The sequence below is a fragment of the Algibacter lectus genome (assembly GCF_004368925.1).
Taxonomy (GTDB): Bacteria; Bacteroidota; Bacteroidia; order Flavobacteriales; family Flavobacteriaceae; genus Algibacter; species Algibacter lectus.
The window spans coordinates 191275-205666 of sequence record NZ_SORL01000009.1 but is presented as its reverse complement, the minus strand read 5'-3'; the positions used below and the strand labels follow the sequence as shown (position 1 = coordinate 205666).

The following is a 14392-nucleotide window of genomic DNA, read 5'->3' as shown; positions in this document are numbered from 1 at the left end:
GCCGAAGTGTCCCTTTTTTTTATGAGTGTATTTTAACTATTTTAAATTCTGTTTGGTATAAATAATATTATACAAAATGGTTAAAAACAAAACAGATATTACGGTTAAAACAATATAATTATCGAGAACCTGTAAAACACCCGTGCAAAAAATAACCGCTACAAGAACGCCACAGAGTATTAAAGAAGTTTTATCATTAAACATATTATATACCAGTATAGTTGCTAGGTGTAATTTGTTTTAATTCGGTTTTAATAGTGTCCGAAACGTCTAAAGTATCAATGAAATTAGAAATAGAAGCTTGGTTTATTTTGTCATTAGTTCGGGTTAAACCTTTTAACGCTTCATAAGGATTTGGGTATGCCTCACGACGTAATATCGTTTGGATAGCCTCGGCAACAACTGCCCAGTTGTTTTCTAAATCTTGAGCAAATTTATCTTCATTTAAAAGTAATTTATCTAAACCTTTTACGGTAGATTTAAAAGCAATTAAGGTATGTCCGAAAGGCACCCCAACATTACGTAAAACCGTACTATCTGTTAAATCACGTTGTAATCTTGAAACTGGTAATTTAGCCGAAAGATGCTCAAAAATAGCATTTGCAATTCCTAAGTTTCCTTCAGAGTTTTCAAAATCGATAGGGTTTACTTTATGCGGCATAGCAGAACTTCCTACTTCACCTGCTTTAATTTTTTGTTTAAAATAATCTGTAGAAACGTAAGTCCAGATATCGCGATCTAAATCTAAGATAATGGTGTTTATACGCTTTAAGGTATCAAACAAAGCCGCCATATGGTCGTAATGCTCAATTTGTGTTGTAGGGAACGAGTGGTGTAACCCTAATTTTTCCTGAACAAATGTGCTTCCAAAAGCTTTCCAATCAATATTTGGGTAAGCGACGTGGTGTGCATTAAAATTACCCGTTGCACCACCAAATTTGGCTGCGCTTGGTATATCATTCAATAAATTAAATTGCTCTTGTAAACGTACAACAAACACTTCAATTTCTTTACCTAAACGAGTAGGAGAAGCTGGTTGCCCGTGCGTTCTCGCTAACATTGGTATGTGTGCCCAATCTTTAGATAATGTTTTTAGTTTTTCTAAAACCACAAAATACTCAGGTACATAAACATCGTTCATCGCTTCCTTAATACTTAAAGGAATTGCTGTGTTGTTTATATCTTGAGAGGTTAACCCAAAATGGATAAACTCTTTGTATGCAGAAAGGTTTAAAGCATCAAATTTTTCTTTTATAAAATATTCAACCGCTTTAACATCGTGGTTGGTTACACTTTCAATTTTTTTGATGGCAAGTGCATCTTCCGAAGAAAAATTCTTGTAAATACCTCTTAAATCATCAAAAACACCTTTGTCAACAGATTCTAATTGAGGTAAAGGAATTTCGCAAAGTGCAATGAAATATTCAATTTCTACTAAAACACGATATTTAATGAGAGCTTCTTCCGAAAAATAAGGTGCTAATTCATTTACTTTACTTCTATAACGACCATCGATTGGTGATATGGCGTTTAATGCTGATAATGACATAGTTTATTTGATTTTTTTGAAGCTGTAAAGATAGTTTTTTTCGTTGGAAGTCCGAAGTCGGATGCTTGAAGATTTAACGGTTTTTAAATTTATTTTTTCTTCATTTTTTTTAGAATAATTCGTGCTCGTGCTTTAAATGCAGCACTTTGAGTTGGATAATCACGATCTAAAATTATTTTTAATTCTGAATGAATCCAATCAAAATCTTTTCCAAATAAAAACAGCGCAACCATGCTATAGGCTTTAGCTGCAACTTTTTCATCATTAATCATATAATCAAAACAGGTTTCAATAATACGTTCTTGTTGTGTTTTTGTTAAAGTTGTTTTTATCAGGTTATCTTCTTTTGAATAATAATGCTGTGCTAAAATTTGACATATTTTGGCCACAGGGCGCACTGCAGGATCTAAATGCACTTTGTTTATACCTTGGGTAAAAGGTTCTAAATAAGGTGCTATAGTAGCGGTATTTTCGGTACACATAAACTCTAAAACCCAAGCTGCTCTTGGCGATAGTTTATCGTCTACCATAAAAAGAAGATCCAGTAACTTCGGGATTAATGCGGGATTATTAATCACCATTTTAGAATAAAACAAGCGCTTTTCTCTAGAATGGTTCACGTAATTTAATTCGTTGTACAGTTGCTCGGTAGTCAAATGGATTGCTTATTTTTATGCTTTAAATTTAATTAAAATGAAGATAGTAAAAAAAGTATTGTTGTTTTTATTAGTGGCCTTTGTGATCGGTCAATTTTTTGGTCCAGACAAAAATGAAGGTGATTTAGCTTCGGTAGATGCTTTTTTAGCTGAAACAAATCCGCCAGAAGATGTAAAACTCATTTTAAAAGAAACCTGTTACGATTGCCATAGTGATGTTACCCGATATCCTTGGTACAATAATATAACTCCCGTTAACTTTTGGTTAGCCCACCATGTAGAAGAAGGTAAAGAAGAACTTAATTTTTCTAATTGGGTTGGTAATTCAGTAAAAAGAAAAGACCATAAGTTTGAAGAAATTATAGAAATGGTAGAGGAGAAGGAAATGCCTTTAGAATCTTACACTATTACACATTCTGAAGCTAAACTTAGCGATGCGCAAATACAAGCTGTTGTAGATTGGGCGCAGTTGGTGCGTATTAAATACGGAATGGAAGCCAAGCCTGAGTAGGTTTAGTCACAGTCATATTATCGGTTGCATTAGAATAGGAGAGCAGTTATTACGGTTTAATATCATATAATTTAAGTGAATAAAAAAGTATTAATTATCGGATTTGTTTGGCCAGAGCCTAAAAGTTCTGCTGCAGGTAGCCGAATGATGCAGTTAATTGAAACCTTTAAAAGTCAAGATTACAACATCACGTTTGCGAGTCCGTGTGCAAAAAGCGATAATGCTTTTAATTTAGAAAGTATAGGTGTTTTACAAACGGCTATCGAATTGAATAATTCTAGTTTCGATACGTTTATAAAAGATTTTAACCCAGATTTTGTGCTTTTCGATCGTTTTATGATGGAAGAACAATTTGGCTGGCGTGTTACCGAAAACTGCCCAAATGCTATAAAGATTTTAGATACTGAAGATTTACATAGTTTACGTAAAGGTCGCCATCAGGCATTTAAAGATAATATTTTGTTCGATAAAAGCTATTTGTTTAACGATACAGCAAAACGAGAAATAGCAAGTATTCACCGTTGCGATTTAACCTTAATTATTTCGGAAGCGGAAATGGATATTTTAAAAAACGACTTTAAAGTAGATGAGGAGTTGTTACTTTATTTACCGTTTATGTTAGATCAAATTTCTGAGGATGCCATTACTAAGCTTCCTAAGTTTGAAACCAGACAGCATTTTATAACCATTGGTAATTTTCTGCATGAACCTAATTATAATGCAGTACTTTATCTAAAAGATACTATTTGGCCATTAATTAGAAAACAATTACCGCAAGCGGAATTACATATCTATGGTGCTTATGCGTCTCAAAAAGTAACACAGTTAAACAACGAGAAGCAAGGTTTTATAATAAAAGGTTTTGCCGAAGATGTGCATACGGTTATGCAAGAGGCTAAAGTGTGTTTGGCGCCAATTCGGTTTGGTGCAGGTTTAAAAGGTAAATTAATAGATGCCATGCAAAATGGTACACCTATGGTAACGTCTACTATTGGAGCAGAAGGTATGTTTGGCGATTTTGAACCTAATGGGTTTATTGAAGATGATGCCAATAGTTTTGCGAACCAAGCCATCGCATTATGCCAAAACGAAGTGCTTTGGAGTAAAATGCAGAAGAACGGATTTGCTATAATAAACAATCGATTCAATTCGCAAAAACATAAAAAGATGTTCTTATCGCGAATTGAATCGATTGTAGATGATTTAAATATACATCGACAAAATAATTTTATGGGTCAAATGCTACATCATCATAGCATGCAGAGCACCAAATTTATGAGCCGATGGATTGAAGAGAAGAATAAAGCCTAAGCTTCTACTTCACTTTTCTTAATTTTTCTGTAGGTAAATGAGTTAAAGATGTTTCGTTTACCAAAACGTGTTTGTTTATCAGATTGTGAAAATTTGATATACAATGCTTTGTTTACACCAAAGAACTCATAAGTATTTCCGTCTAAAAAAGTAACTTCTAGAAGTAACCCTTTATGTTGCCAATCCATTATAGGTGTAGCAATAGTCGCATTAAATTCATCTAAATTAGCTGCTTTTGTTTCAGGAGCAATACTAACTAAAAAGTGGTAAGCGTCAATAATTTGTCTGCTTTTTAATTCAGCTTCAATAGCTTTTTCATCTCCAGCCTGAAATTTATCAGGGTGCCATTCTTTTACTAAGTTTCTGTAAGAAGATTTTAGAGCTTTTAAACTCATATCTTGTTCGGCACCAAATAATTTCTTGTATTCATTAATACGTTTCATAAATCGTAATTCTAAATTTTGCGCGAAGATAGTCTTTTATATCAGTTTGCGAATTTGTAACGGAACTATTTCTTATATAAATTGCTGAAACGATGATTAATGAAGTAAAAATCCGATGAAAATCAAGGCTGTTTTAATATGTTGGTCAATTTTAAAACACCAACGGTAGCTGGTTCTGCAATTACAGTAATGTTTTTAGAGCTCACCATATTGGGTTTCGGGTCTATAAAATAGGTGTCGGTGTTTTCTGGAGTATAATGCATTAAGCTAGCCGCAGGATACACTTGCATAGAAGTACCAATAATAATTAGAACATCGGCAGTTTCACAAATTTTAATGGCTTTATCCATCATCGGGACATCTTCGCCAAACCATACAATATGCGGACGCATTTGATAACCTTGCTTGCATAAATCACCGAGGTTGAGGTCGGTTTTCCATGTTTTTATATCGGTTTCATCAAAGGTGCTTCTCGCTTTCAGTAATTCGCCGTGTAAATGGGTTACGTCTGTACTGCCGGCGCGTTCGTGCAAATCGTCTACATTTTGGGTAATAATGCTTACCTTAAAATCTTTTTCAAGCTCTGCTAACCCAATGTGTGCTTTATTAGGCGTTACGGTATTTAGCTGTGCACGGCGTTGGTTGTAAAAGTTTAAAACCAATTCTGGGTTTGCTGCAAACCCTTGTGGAGTGGCAACTTCCATAACATCATGACCTTCCCATAAACCATCGGCATCGCGAAATGTTTTAATACCACTTTCTGCGCTAATGCCTGCTCCTGATAATACAACAATATGTTTCATACGGTTAAAAATATAAATTTAAAATGAATTGAGAACGGCTTCCGTTTTAATTTAAAGACGATCACTTTCTTTTAATTCTAAAATCTTCTCTACCTGTGAGTTCGTGATTTAAAATACTTTTATATTTTTGACGCATGATCGATATAAAACTCTTAGAGCATTTGGAAACCTTCCTTACGCCATCACGAAAGGAAAAGTTCACCAAAGTTTTAGCACAGCGCACCAAACATTTTACGGTAGCTACAGAAGATGTTTACCAACTGCATAATACTAGTGCGGTAATGCGTACTTGTGATGTTTTTGGAATACAAGAACTTAATATTGTAGAAGAACGAAACTCTAAAGATATTGATAGGGAAATAGCGATGGGCGCTCAAAAATGGGTCGATTTAAATCGTTACAACCATGTAAAAGATTGTATTATCGATCTAAAAGCTAAAGGCTACCAAATTGTTGCTACTACGCCACATGCTAACGATTGCGATATTAAAGATTTTGATGTTACTAAAAAATCTTGTTTTTTCTTCGGAAGAGAGACGGAAGGTTTATCTCAAGCAGTTTTAGATGAGGCAGATTGCTATTTAAAAATACCTATGGTTGGATTTACCGAGAGTTTGAACATATCGGTTTCTGCAGCTATTATTCTGCAACAAGCTACTTCTAAACTTAGAGCGTCTAATTTAGAATGGCATTTAACCGAAAATGAAATTTTACAAAAACGCTTAGATTGGTGCACTAAAACCATTAAAAGTCACGAGAAAATTACCGAACGTTTCTATGAAACGAATTAATCGGTTTCGGTCGTTTTTAATAGTTCTCTAAAATCGCGGCTGCAGTTAAGCAGTTTATCTAGTAGCATAAATTCATTTTTCTCTAAAAGTAAATCACTGTTTACATATTGTTCTTCGCAATAGTCAAAGAACAAAGGCGCATAGCCTTCGGGTATTTCTAATTGATTTGCTAATAATTCTGCATTGAAAAATTTGTGTGTTGCAAATAGAGAGTCGAATGTTTTATGATTTATTGTTGTTATTTCTACAGGTTTCTTTTTTTTAAGCTTTAGTAACTTACCTATTAGTTTAGAAACTTGAACAAAATCTATTCCAGATTTAGGCATATTTTTGTACCAAGTTTCTGTATTGTTTTTTAAGTCGTATGCTAACACAGCTCCTAAATCACTGTTGGTTTCAAACGTTTTTAAATCGTTTTGCTTATCGGCGAGCAACACTTCTGGTAGTTGGTTTACTTGTTTTGTTAATTCAATAACCAATTCGTTTTCCACATGAAAGGTGTCAACTTTTAGAGTTTTAGTAGCATGAAAAAGCGAACTAATGGTAATAGTATCATTTAGTGCTGCTGGTAAATTGAAACTTCCGTTTGCATCGGAATATGCTGTGGTGTTTTTTGTTTTATTGAAAATTTTAGCACCTTTTACTGTAGATTCCGAGTCGTAGATTTTTCCTGTAATATTTTGAGAAATCATGGTTGCAGGTAATAAAAAGAAAAGTAGTGTTTTTCTATACGGCATGATTTATTTTGATGGTTGAATATCAAATTAAATCAATTATTGTTTAGTGTATTGTGTCTTTAAGTTTTTTTAAAGTGTTAATTAGTAAAGTTTTAACTAATTGTTGTTGTGGTGCTAAATTTGGCAGATGGTTGCGTTAGGGATTGATGCGGCATCCTTTTTGTAAAGATAAAAGTGCTTTAAGTTTGGTTGAAACTGGTGTTTAAAAAAAGTAAGTAGTTTTAAATACAGAAAGGCGTTTGCAAAAAGATATAGCGGAAAGCCCGACCCTTGTGGTAACGCCTAAATAGTTTATATTTTACGTGTTCTACCGCGACTTAATAGCTTGTACTCTTCATAGCATTCACTTATGGCATCTAGAATCTGCAGATCGTTGGCTTTTTGTATAAATCCTTTTGAGTAGTTACATTGGCTAACAATTTCGTCTAAATCTACACGGTCTACTTGTAGTAAAACGGTAAGCATTTCACGATCGAATTTACTTGCTAAAAGGTTTCTAATTTCGTCATCTTCTTTCATCTTTTTAAGCTTTTTAAGCTCGTTCGGTTTTTTACCAAACATACGATGTAGAAAATCGGCTGGGTTAAAAATAGAGCCAATAACTTTAGTTAATCCAGATTTTTTATCGGCCTCGTAACCAGAACCTTCTATACCAGAAATACTGTAACGGTAATTACTGTTTATGGCAGGTACTTGTTTTATATCAACTTCTAAAAAACCGGTTAATTTTAGTTGGCTTACCACAACTTCTTCTAAGGCAAGCGCAAGTTCGGTAAGGTTTATGTTGGAGCTTCCAAATTTTAACCAGTCGTTAGTAACACGTACTTTAATAGATTTAAAACCTAAATATGAAAAGTGCAAGGTATCGTTAGCTTTAGCTGTAATTGCAAATTCTCCTTTGTCGTTTGTTGTGGTTCCTTTTACTTGGTTAAGGTTTACAATATTAACGCCTTCTAGTGGAGTGGATGTCGATGCATTAAGAACTACACCAATAGCTTTTTCGGCATCTTGGGCGTGAGTTTGCCCAACCAATAAAGCAAAAGTAAAAAGGAGTAATACATATTTTCTCATCAACAAATTTTTTATAAAAGTACTAAACTATTAAATATAACCATATATTTTAATATAATTTAACTTTGAAAGGCTTGAGTTATGCCTATTTAACGAAGATTATGGCTTTTTTATGAAAATTTAAAAGTTTTTTATTAAGAATATTATTACAGATGCTTATTTTTGAAGGAAATTAATAAATCCTTCCAAAACGTTGAATTTTAATTGCAAATTTAAGTTTGCTAACTGCTTAAAGTACATGGCTTTATTGTGCTTTTTTGTGGTCTTGTTTTTTCCGGGTTTTTCTAATGCGCAAGACCAAGCTGCTAACTGGTATTTTGGTTTTAATGCGGGCGTTAATTTTAATGATGGTGGGGTAAATTCTCTTACAGACGGAGCGCTTTCTACTAACGAAGGATGTTCGGTAATTTCCAATGAAAAAGGCGAACTTTTATTTTATACTAACGGTGTTAATGTTTGGGATAGAAACCATAATATTATGCCAAATGGTAATGGTTTAAATGGGCATCCGTCGAGTACGCAATCGGCTGTTATTGTGCCTAAGCCAAATTCTGATACAATTTACTACATTTTTACAATTATAGATTTTTTTAAAGCCGAAGGCCTACAATACTCAGAAGTCGATATGAGTTTAAATGGCGGTAATGGCGCTGTAACATCTCAAAAAAATGTGTTTTTAGTAGCTCCTGGCACTGAGAAAATATCGGCAGTACAGCATAGTAACGGTGTAGATTATTGGGTTACTGCGCATCTTTGGGATAGTAGTAGTTTTGCAACATTTAAAATTACAGCAACCGGTGTAGAAGCTACTCCATTAATATCAGATGTTGGAAGCTATCACGGTGGAGCGGGTTTTAATGTTATTGGTTGTATGAAGTTTTCGCCTAACGGAAAAAAATTAGCAGTTGCTAAATGGAGTACCAATAGTTTTGTAGAATTATTCGATTTTAATAAAGAAACTGGCGTGGTGTCTAATCCTGTTTTAATCGATAATTTTTTTGGAGCAGATTATTTAGATGGTGCTTATGGTTTAGAGTTTTCTACAAATAGCCAATACCTTTACGTTAGCGATTTAAATCAGCAATATTATACCTCAGAATTGCATCAATTAGATTTGAGTGTGTTTACGCCAAGCGCCATAAAAGCATCCAATGTGGTTCTCGCTAAAGAACGACGCTTAATTGCGGGTTTGCAATTAGGACCAGATGGTAAAATATATGTTTCCAATACATTCTCGTCTTATTTAAGTGTTATAGAAGCGCCTAATAATAAAGGCCTGAGCAGCGATTACCAATATAGAACAATAAACCTTAGTGGGCGCAGCGCTATTTTTGGTTTGCCCTCTTTTATTCAGTCGTTTTTTATTGGTAAAATAGAAGTTGAAAACACCTGTTTTAATGATGCCGTAGCGTTTGATTTAATAACGAGCGAATCTATAGATTCTGTGTTATGGGAGTTTGGAGATGGCACAACATCGACTTTAATAAAACCCGAGCATACTTATGCAGCAGTAGGCGATTATTTAGTTAAGGCTATTTTTAAATCTGGAAGTTGTACCTATAATGTGGCTAAAAATTTCACAATTTACGATATGCCAATAGCGAACGCCGTAACCGATTATGTATTTTGTGAAGATATTGGAAATGATGGTTTTGAAACTTTCGATTTAAGTAGTAAAACGGCCGATATTATGGGGGCACAAAGTACAACACTTTTTGAGGTAAGTTATTTTGAAAGCTTTGAAGATGCAACAGATGGTGTTAATATGCTGAATAGTATGTACACCAATACGAGTAACGCTCAAGATATTTATTATAAAATTAGCAATACCTTAAGTTCCGATTGTTACGATATATCGAGTTTTAAATTAATAATAGAAACAGAAACAGCGGGAACTCCTATCGATCTTGTTTTGTGTGATGATGTTTCTAACGATGGTGTTGAAACGCTCAGTTTATCTCAGTTTGATGATGAGGTTTTAGACGGTGCATCGCCAACTGATTACGATGTTAAATATTACGAATCGCAAGCGGAAGCCGATGCAGGTGGTCCAGGCTTGAATACCAATGTTTTTACAACATCTAGCAGCAACCAAGAACTTTTTGCACGTTTAGAAAATAAAGCAACAGACTGTTTTTCAACATCGAGCTTTAATGTTATTATCAACGACACGCCAACGGCCTATGTGGCGGAAGATTTATTTATTTGTGACGATGGCTCCAATGGCGGAAAAGCCTTTTTTACTTTAGGCGATCAAACGGCAACTATTTTAAACGGTCAAGCCGGAAATGTTACTTACCATAAATCTCAAGCTGAAGCCGAAACTAAATCTAATATATTACCAGAAAACTACGAGAACCAAAGTGCTACAGAAGAAATTTTTGCGCGCGTAGAACTTTCGTCTAATACAGAATGTTATGCACTTACATCATTTTTTATTCGAGTAAGTAGCCAACCGATTATTGATATCGATGAGGTTTGGTATTTATGCCCAGGTGAAAGTGTGCAAGTCTATGTGAGTTCTATGCACGACGAATATCTTTGGAACACCGGAGAAACAAGCTCTGGTATTATGGTCGATCAAGCTGGCGATTATACCATTACAGTCTCTAATATAGACAACTCTAGATGTAGCATAACTAAGACTGTTAGGGTAGTAGATGCTAGTTTGCCACTCGCGGTACATATTGAAATTAACGATTGGACGACAAACAGCAACTCTGTAGTTATTACAACCGAGGGCGCTGGTGCGTTTAAATACTCTATAGATGGTAATATATACACAAGCAGTAATATCTTCGATAATCTAGATGCTGGCGATTATACGGTATATGTTACTAGCGAGAGCGACTGCATGGTATATTCCGAAGATATCTATCTACTGAATTATCCAAAGTACTTTACGCCAAATAACGACGGCTACCACGATTACTGGAAAATAGAATTCGCAGAAACCGAACCCGATTTAGAAGTTCATATTTTCGATCGTTATGGTAAATTAATTATTCAGTTAAATCCGCACTCAAAAGGGTGGGATGGAACCTTTAATGGGCGCATGCTGGCCACATCCGATTATTGGTTTGTAGTAAACCGGCCAAGTAAAAATCGCCAATACCACGGACACTTTACATTAAAACGCTAAAATTTAAGCATAAAAAAAAGCTGACCAAAAGTAAATTTACTTTCAGTCAGCTTTTTATATATTATAAAACTAAGTTCTATCTTCTAGAACGTCTAGCTCCAGCAAATTTTCCGCCACCAGAATCAGAGTCCGAACGTCTAGAGCTTCCTCCACCTTCGTTACTTCTACGTCTGTCGCTTCTGCTTCCAGAACCACCTTTTCTATCATCGCTGCGTCTTCCGCCACCACGTTTATCGTCGCGTCTTCCGCCTCCGCCACGTCTATCGTTGCGTCTTCCGCCACCACGATTTTCCGAAACTTCAACATTTACAAAACGTCCTTCATGTTTAAAGTCTGTAAAGAAAGCTAAAACTTTATCTTTAGTTTCATTTTCAGTATTAAAGAAAGAGAAACTCTCTTTAACTTCCACTTTAAATACATCATCTCTACCAAGTTGTAATTGGTCTTTTAAGAAATCTTTTAATTTCATCCAATCAAAACCATCTTTCTCACCAACATTAATAAAGTATCTAGTAGAGTTAGAGTTTCCTCCAAAATCACGACCACCTTCGCGTCCGCCCTCTCTATCTCTAGAGCCTTCTGCAACGTTTAAGTTTTTAGATTTTTGGTAATAGTTATAGAAACGTGTAAATTCTACAGAGAAAAATTTCTTAATTAATTCCTCTTTGCTAGTTTCTTCAAACATTTCATTAATACTAGTAAGGTATTTATCAATTTCATGATTAACCTCAGTATTATGTATTTTATTTGCTAAAGACATTAACTGCACTTCGCAAATTTCCATACCATCTGGCACTTCTTTTTTCTCAAACTCACGTTTAATAATGCGTTCAATACTTTTTATTTTTCGAACTTCACTTTTCGAAACAATAACCATAGAAATACCGTTTTTACCAGCACGTCCGGTACGACCAGAACGGTGTGTATACGTTTCAATTTCGTCAGGTAATTGGTAGTTTATTACGTGTGTAATATCATCAACATCAATACCACGAGCCGCAACATCTGTTGCAACAAGCATTTGTATTTGGTTTTTTCTAAACGATTGCATAACCAAATCACGTTGGTTCTGGCTTAAATCGCCGTGTAATGCACCAGCGCTGTAACCATCTTCAATTAAGTTTTCGGCTACTTTTTGCGTATCACGTTTTGTTCTACAAAATACTACAGAAAAGATATCTGGGTTAGCATCTGCTAAGCGTTTTAAAGCTTGGTAACGGTCTCTAGAGTTTACTAAATAATACTCGTGAGTTACATTACTTGTACTTTCATTTTTATTTCCAACCGTAATTTCTTGTGGGTTGTCCATAAATTTTTTCGCAATTCTAGCTACTTCTCTAGGCATCGTTGCAGAAAATAACCATGTGTTTTTGTCTTCTGGAGTATGCGATAAAATATCGGTAATATCCTCTTTAAAACCCATGTTTAACATCTCATCGGCTTCATCTAAAACCGAATATTGAATTTTAGAAATATCAACCAATCTACGGCTAATCATATCTTTCATTCTACCTGGTGTAGCTACAATAATCTGTGCACCACGTTTTACCTCACGAGCTTGGTCTGTAATGCTAGATCCACCATAAATGGCAACCACATTTAAACCTTTACAATACTTACCGTATTGTTTCATTTCGTTGGTAATCTGTAAACAAAGTTCACGTGTTGGGCTTAAAATTAAACCTTGCGTTGTGCGGCTGTTTACATCTATTTTAGCTAACATTGGAAAACCAAATGCCGCTGTTTTTCCTGTTCCGGTTTGGGCAAGTGCCACTAAATCGGTTTCAGAATTTAATAAAATTGGGATTGCTTTTTCTTGAACTTCACTAGGCTTTTCAAATCCTAAATCGGTAATTGCATGCAATAGGTCGTCATTAAGACCTAATTCTTGGAATGTGCTCATTCTTGTATAAGTATTCGATTTTGTTATGTGGTGTTACATAAGAAAGCGAATCGACATACTTAACCTTAAACTTCCAGTAACACATCCTCTCTCTGAGGAATATAAACTCGATTTTTCCCGAGTTTCAAGCTGCAAAGGTAATCAATTTTTTGGATATTCAATTTTTTGGGCGTTTTAACACGCTTTCCGCTATATCTTTTTAAAAATTTAGAGCTTTCCGTATGGTAGTGTTTATCTAGAATGTTTGTAGAAATAACAAAGTTTTTGGCTGCTTAAATTTTTAAAAAGGATGCCGCTGCAATCGTTAACGCGGGGTTGGGCTGGGGGTGAGGTTTAGGCATTATGTTTTTTTTATTTTGGAGCGATTGTATATTTATTTTTGTTACGAAAAATGAAGTCATTGGAGTATTTATTTAGCAAAATCAACCTAATAGAAACATTAGAAGTGTTTTTTAAATTATTGATATGCTGTAAAAGTTTGGGGTACGCGTAATGCATGAAGGCGTCAGCTTATGTGGTGTAAAATGCTTAAAACCGTTTTTGGAAAGCTTCTTTAAGATAATAAAAGGTTCGGTTTTATAGGTGGTTTTAGTGTAATCACCACCTATAAATCCAAATTACCATAATTGTTTTTTTATTGATAAATAGAAGTTTATCAATAAGGTTTGGATAAATTAGTTACTCTTTCTGCTTGTTAATACAATTACAAGCCAGCCTAAACCAAGAGCAAGAAATACTACACCAAAAGGATCATCGAGTCCGCGCATCGCAAATCGTGCAAAACCAAGAATCGACATCACTAAAGCGCCTTTCCAACTACCAAAAAATCCTGGTTTTTCAATAGCTTCGGTTTTGTCTATTCTTTCTGTCTCCGCTTCATTAACTATAAAATCGTTGCAATATGTATCAAAACTTGGTTTAGCATTATCTAAACCGCAAATTAACCCAGTTTTAGAATCAAATGCTTTATTTACACATCTTTTACAAAGGCTCAATCTATCATCAATGGTGTTGTATGTTTTGGTTTTTAAAGCATTAACATCGGTAGGCGTGTAGTTGATTTTTTGAACGGCATTGTATTTCCCTAATATTTTTTTTCTTAAATAAAAAGCATTAATAGCTAAGTAAATTGTGAAAATTTGCAGTGCATAACTTATAATGATTTGGAAATGCGCAAATAGGTCGGGACGTGTTATTAACTGAAAAGTTAATGTTACAACAGCAATAATATTAAGTGTAATAAAAATATATAATGCATACTCAAGAGGTCTTAAGTATTTTTTTATAGCTTTTGCTGTGATAGACTTATTTAAGATGTTTATAAAACTAAAGAATATAAAAAGTTTAATGAAAGTTAATGCGTTACCAATTAGGTTAGGGGTAAATCCATATTGGTAGTTGGTTATGATACTTGCTACTACTGTAAGTATTATTACTGTTATCGATAGTAGGTAGGTGTTTTTCCAGTTCATGGG

Annotated in this window: 12 protein-coding genes; 4 read left to right on the top strand and 8 right to left on the bottom strand. The window is 34.5% G+C overall.

Going from position 1 to position 14392, the window contains the following annotated elements; genetic code table 11:
• Positions 1 to 205: 205 nt before the first annotated feature.
• A complete protein-coding gene (gene purB, locus DFQ06_RS13440; protein WP_133968198.1) occupies positions 206 to 1549 on the bottom strand; it encodes an adenylosuccinate lyase in 1344 nt (447 codons plus the stop codon).
• Positions 1550 to 1638: 89 nt separating this feature from the next.
• The gene (locus DFQ06_RS13435; protein WP_042505805.1) at positions 1639 to 2205 is read right to left on the bottom strand and encodes a hypothetical protein; all 567 of its coding nucleotides are present in this window, start codon (positions 2203 to 2205) and stop codon (positions 1639 to 1641) included.
• A 37-nt stretch (positions 2206 to 2242) separates the two neighbouring features.
• Here DFQ06_RS13435 and DFQ06_RS13430 point away from each other — a divergent pair, with 37 nt between their 5' ends.
• Entirely contained in the window at positions 2243 to 2716 is a 474-nt protein-coding gene (locus tag DFQ06_RS13430) for a heme-binding domain-containing protein (RefSeq protein ID WP_042495740.1), read from the top strand.
• Positions 2717 to 2791: 75 nt separating this feature from the next.
• Positions 2792 to 4027 carry a glycosyltransferase family 4 protein gene (locus DFQ06_RS13425; protein ID WP_133968196.1) on the top strand — a complete coding sequence of 412 codons (1236 nt, stop codon included), beginning with the start codon at positions 2792 to 2794 and terminating at the stop codon, positions 4025 to 4027.
• Here the strand turns inward: DFQ06_RS13425 and DFQ06_RS13420 are convergent.
• Together DFQ06_RS13420 and DFQ06_RS13415 are read right to left on the bottom strand one after the other, a co-directional pair.
• A complete protein-coding gene (locus DFQ06_RS13420) occupies positions 4024 to 4470 on the bottom strand; it encodes a KTSC domain-containing protein (RefSeq protein WP_042495738.1) in 447 nt (148 codons plus the stop codon). The two genes, DFQ06_RS13425 and DFQ06_RS13420, sit on opposite strands and share 4 nt — an antisense overlap.
• A 122-nt stretch (positions 4471 to 4592) precedes the next feature.
• Complete coding sequence (locus DFQ06_RS13415; protein WP_133968194.1) at positions 4593 to 5273, bottom strand: SIR2 family NAD-dependent protein deacylase; 681 nt, start codon at positions 5271 to 5273, stop codon at positions 4593 to 4595.
• 134 nt (positions 5274 to 5407) lie between these two features.
• On the opposite strand from DFQ06_RS13415, the gene DFQ06_RS13410 reads away from it, so the two are divergent.
• Entirely contained in the window at positions 5408 to 6064 is a 657-nt protein-coding gene (locus DFQ06_RS13410; protein ID WP_042495737.1) for a TrmH family RNA methyltransferase, read from the top strand.
• Here DFQ06_RS13410 and DFQ06_RS13405 read toward each other — a convergent pair.
• Complete coding sequence (locus DFQ06_RS13405; RefSeq protein WP_133968192.1) at positions 6061 to 6801, bottom strand: carboxypeptidase-like regulatory domain-containing protein; 741 nt, start codon at positions 6799 to 6801, stop codon at positions 6061 to 6063. The genes DFQ06_RS13410 and DFQ06_RS13405 overlap by 4 nt on opposite strands.
• 291 nt (positions 6802 to 7092) lie before the next feature.
• Positions 7093 to 7872, bottom strand: coding sequence for a carboxypeptidase-like regulatory domain-containing protein (locus DFQ06_RS13400; RefSeq protein WP_133968190.1), 780 nt, complete (start codon positions 7870 to 7872; stop codon positions 7093 to 7095).
• Between the two features lie 238 nt (positions 7873 to 8110).
• Between DFQ06_RS13400 and DFQ06_RS13395 the strand changes: the two genes are divergently transcribed.
• On the top strand, positions 8111 to 11014 hold the full coding sequence (locus DFQ06_RS13395; protein WP_133968188.1) for a T9SS type B sorting domain-containing protein: 2904 nt from the start codon (positions 8111 to 8113) through the stop codon (positions 11012 to 11014).
• Positions 11015 to 11090: 76 nt separating this feature from the next.
• Here the strand turns inward: DFQ06_RS13395 and DFQ06_RS13390 are convergent, their stop codons facing one another.
• Both DFQ06_RS13390 and DFQ06_RS13385 read right to left on the bottom strand, forming a co-directional pair.
• Positions 11091 to 12917, bottom strand: a complete 1827-nt coding sequence (locus DFQ06_RS13390) for a DEAD/DEAH box helicase (protein ID WP_074937816.1) — start codon at positions 12915 to 12917, stop codon at positions 11091 to 11093.
• Positions 12918 to 13591: 674 nt separating this feature from the next.
• The gene (locus DFQ06_RS13385) at positions 13592 to 14389 is read right to left on the bottom strand and encodes a hypothetical protein (RefSeq protein ID WP_133968186.1); all 798 of its coding nucleotides are present in this window, start codon (positions 14387 to 14389) and stop codon (positions 13592 to 13594) included.
• Positions 14390 to 14392 lie beyond the last annotated feature (3 nt).

Excerpts from the sequence above, each read along its gene's own strand:
- DFQ06_RS13430 (WP_042495740.1), top strand. The coding sequence starts at position 2,243 with ATGAAGATAGTAAAAAAAGTATTGTTGTTTTTATTAGTGGCCTTTGTG.
- DFQ06_RS13385 (WP_133968186.1), bottom strand. The coding sequence starts at position 14,389 with ATGAACTGGAAAAACACCTACCTACTATCGATAACAGTAATAATACTT.
- DFQ06_RS13410 (WP_042495737.1), top strand. The coding sequence starts at position 5,408 with ATGATCGATATAAAACTCTTAGAGCATTTGGAAACCTTCCTTACGCCA.
- DFQ06_RS13390 (WP_074937816.1), bottom strand. The coding sequence starts at position 12,917 with ATGAGCACATTCCAAGAATTAGGTCTTAATGACGACCTATTGCATGCA.
- DFQ06_RS13400 (WP_133968190.1), bottom strand. The coding sequence starts at position 7,872 with ATGAGAAAATATGTATTACTCCTTTTTACTTTTGCTTTATTGGTTGGG.
- purB (WP_133968198.1), bottom strand. The coding sequence starts at position 1,549 with ATGTCATTATCAGCATTAAACGCCATATCACCAATCGATGGTCGTTAT.
- DFQ06_RS13395 (WP_133968188.1), top strand. The coding sequence starts at position 8,111 with ATGGCTTTATTGTGCTTTTTTGTGGTCTTGTTTTTTCCGGGTTTTTCT.
- DFQ06_RS13415 (WP_133968194.1), bottom strand. The coding sequence starts at position 5,273 with ATGAAACATATTGTTGTATTATCAGGAGCAGGCATTAGCGCAGAAAGT.
- DFQ06_RS13420 (WP_042495738.1), bottom strand. The coding sequence starts at position 4,470 with ATGAAACGTATTAATGAATACAAGAAATTATTTGGTGCCGAACAAGAT.
- DFQ06_RS13405 (WP_133968192.1), bottom strand. The coding sequence starts at position 6,801 with ATGCCGTATAGAAAAACACTACTTTTCTTTTTATTACCTGCAACCATG.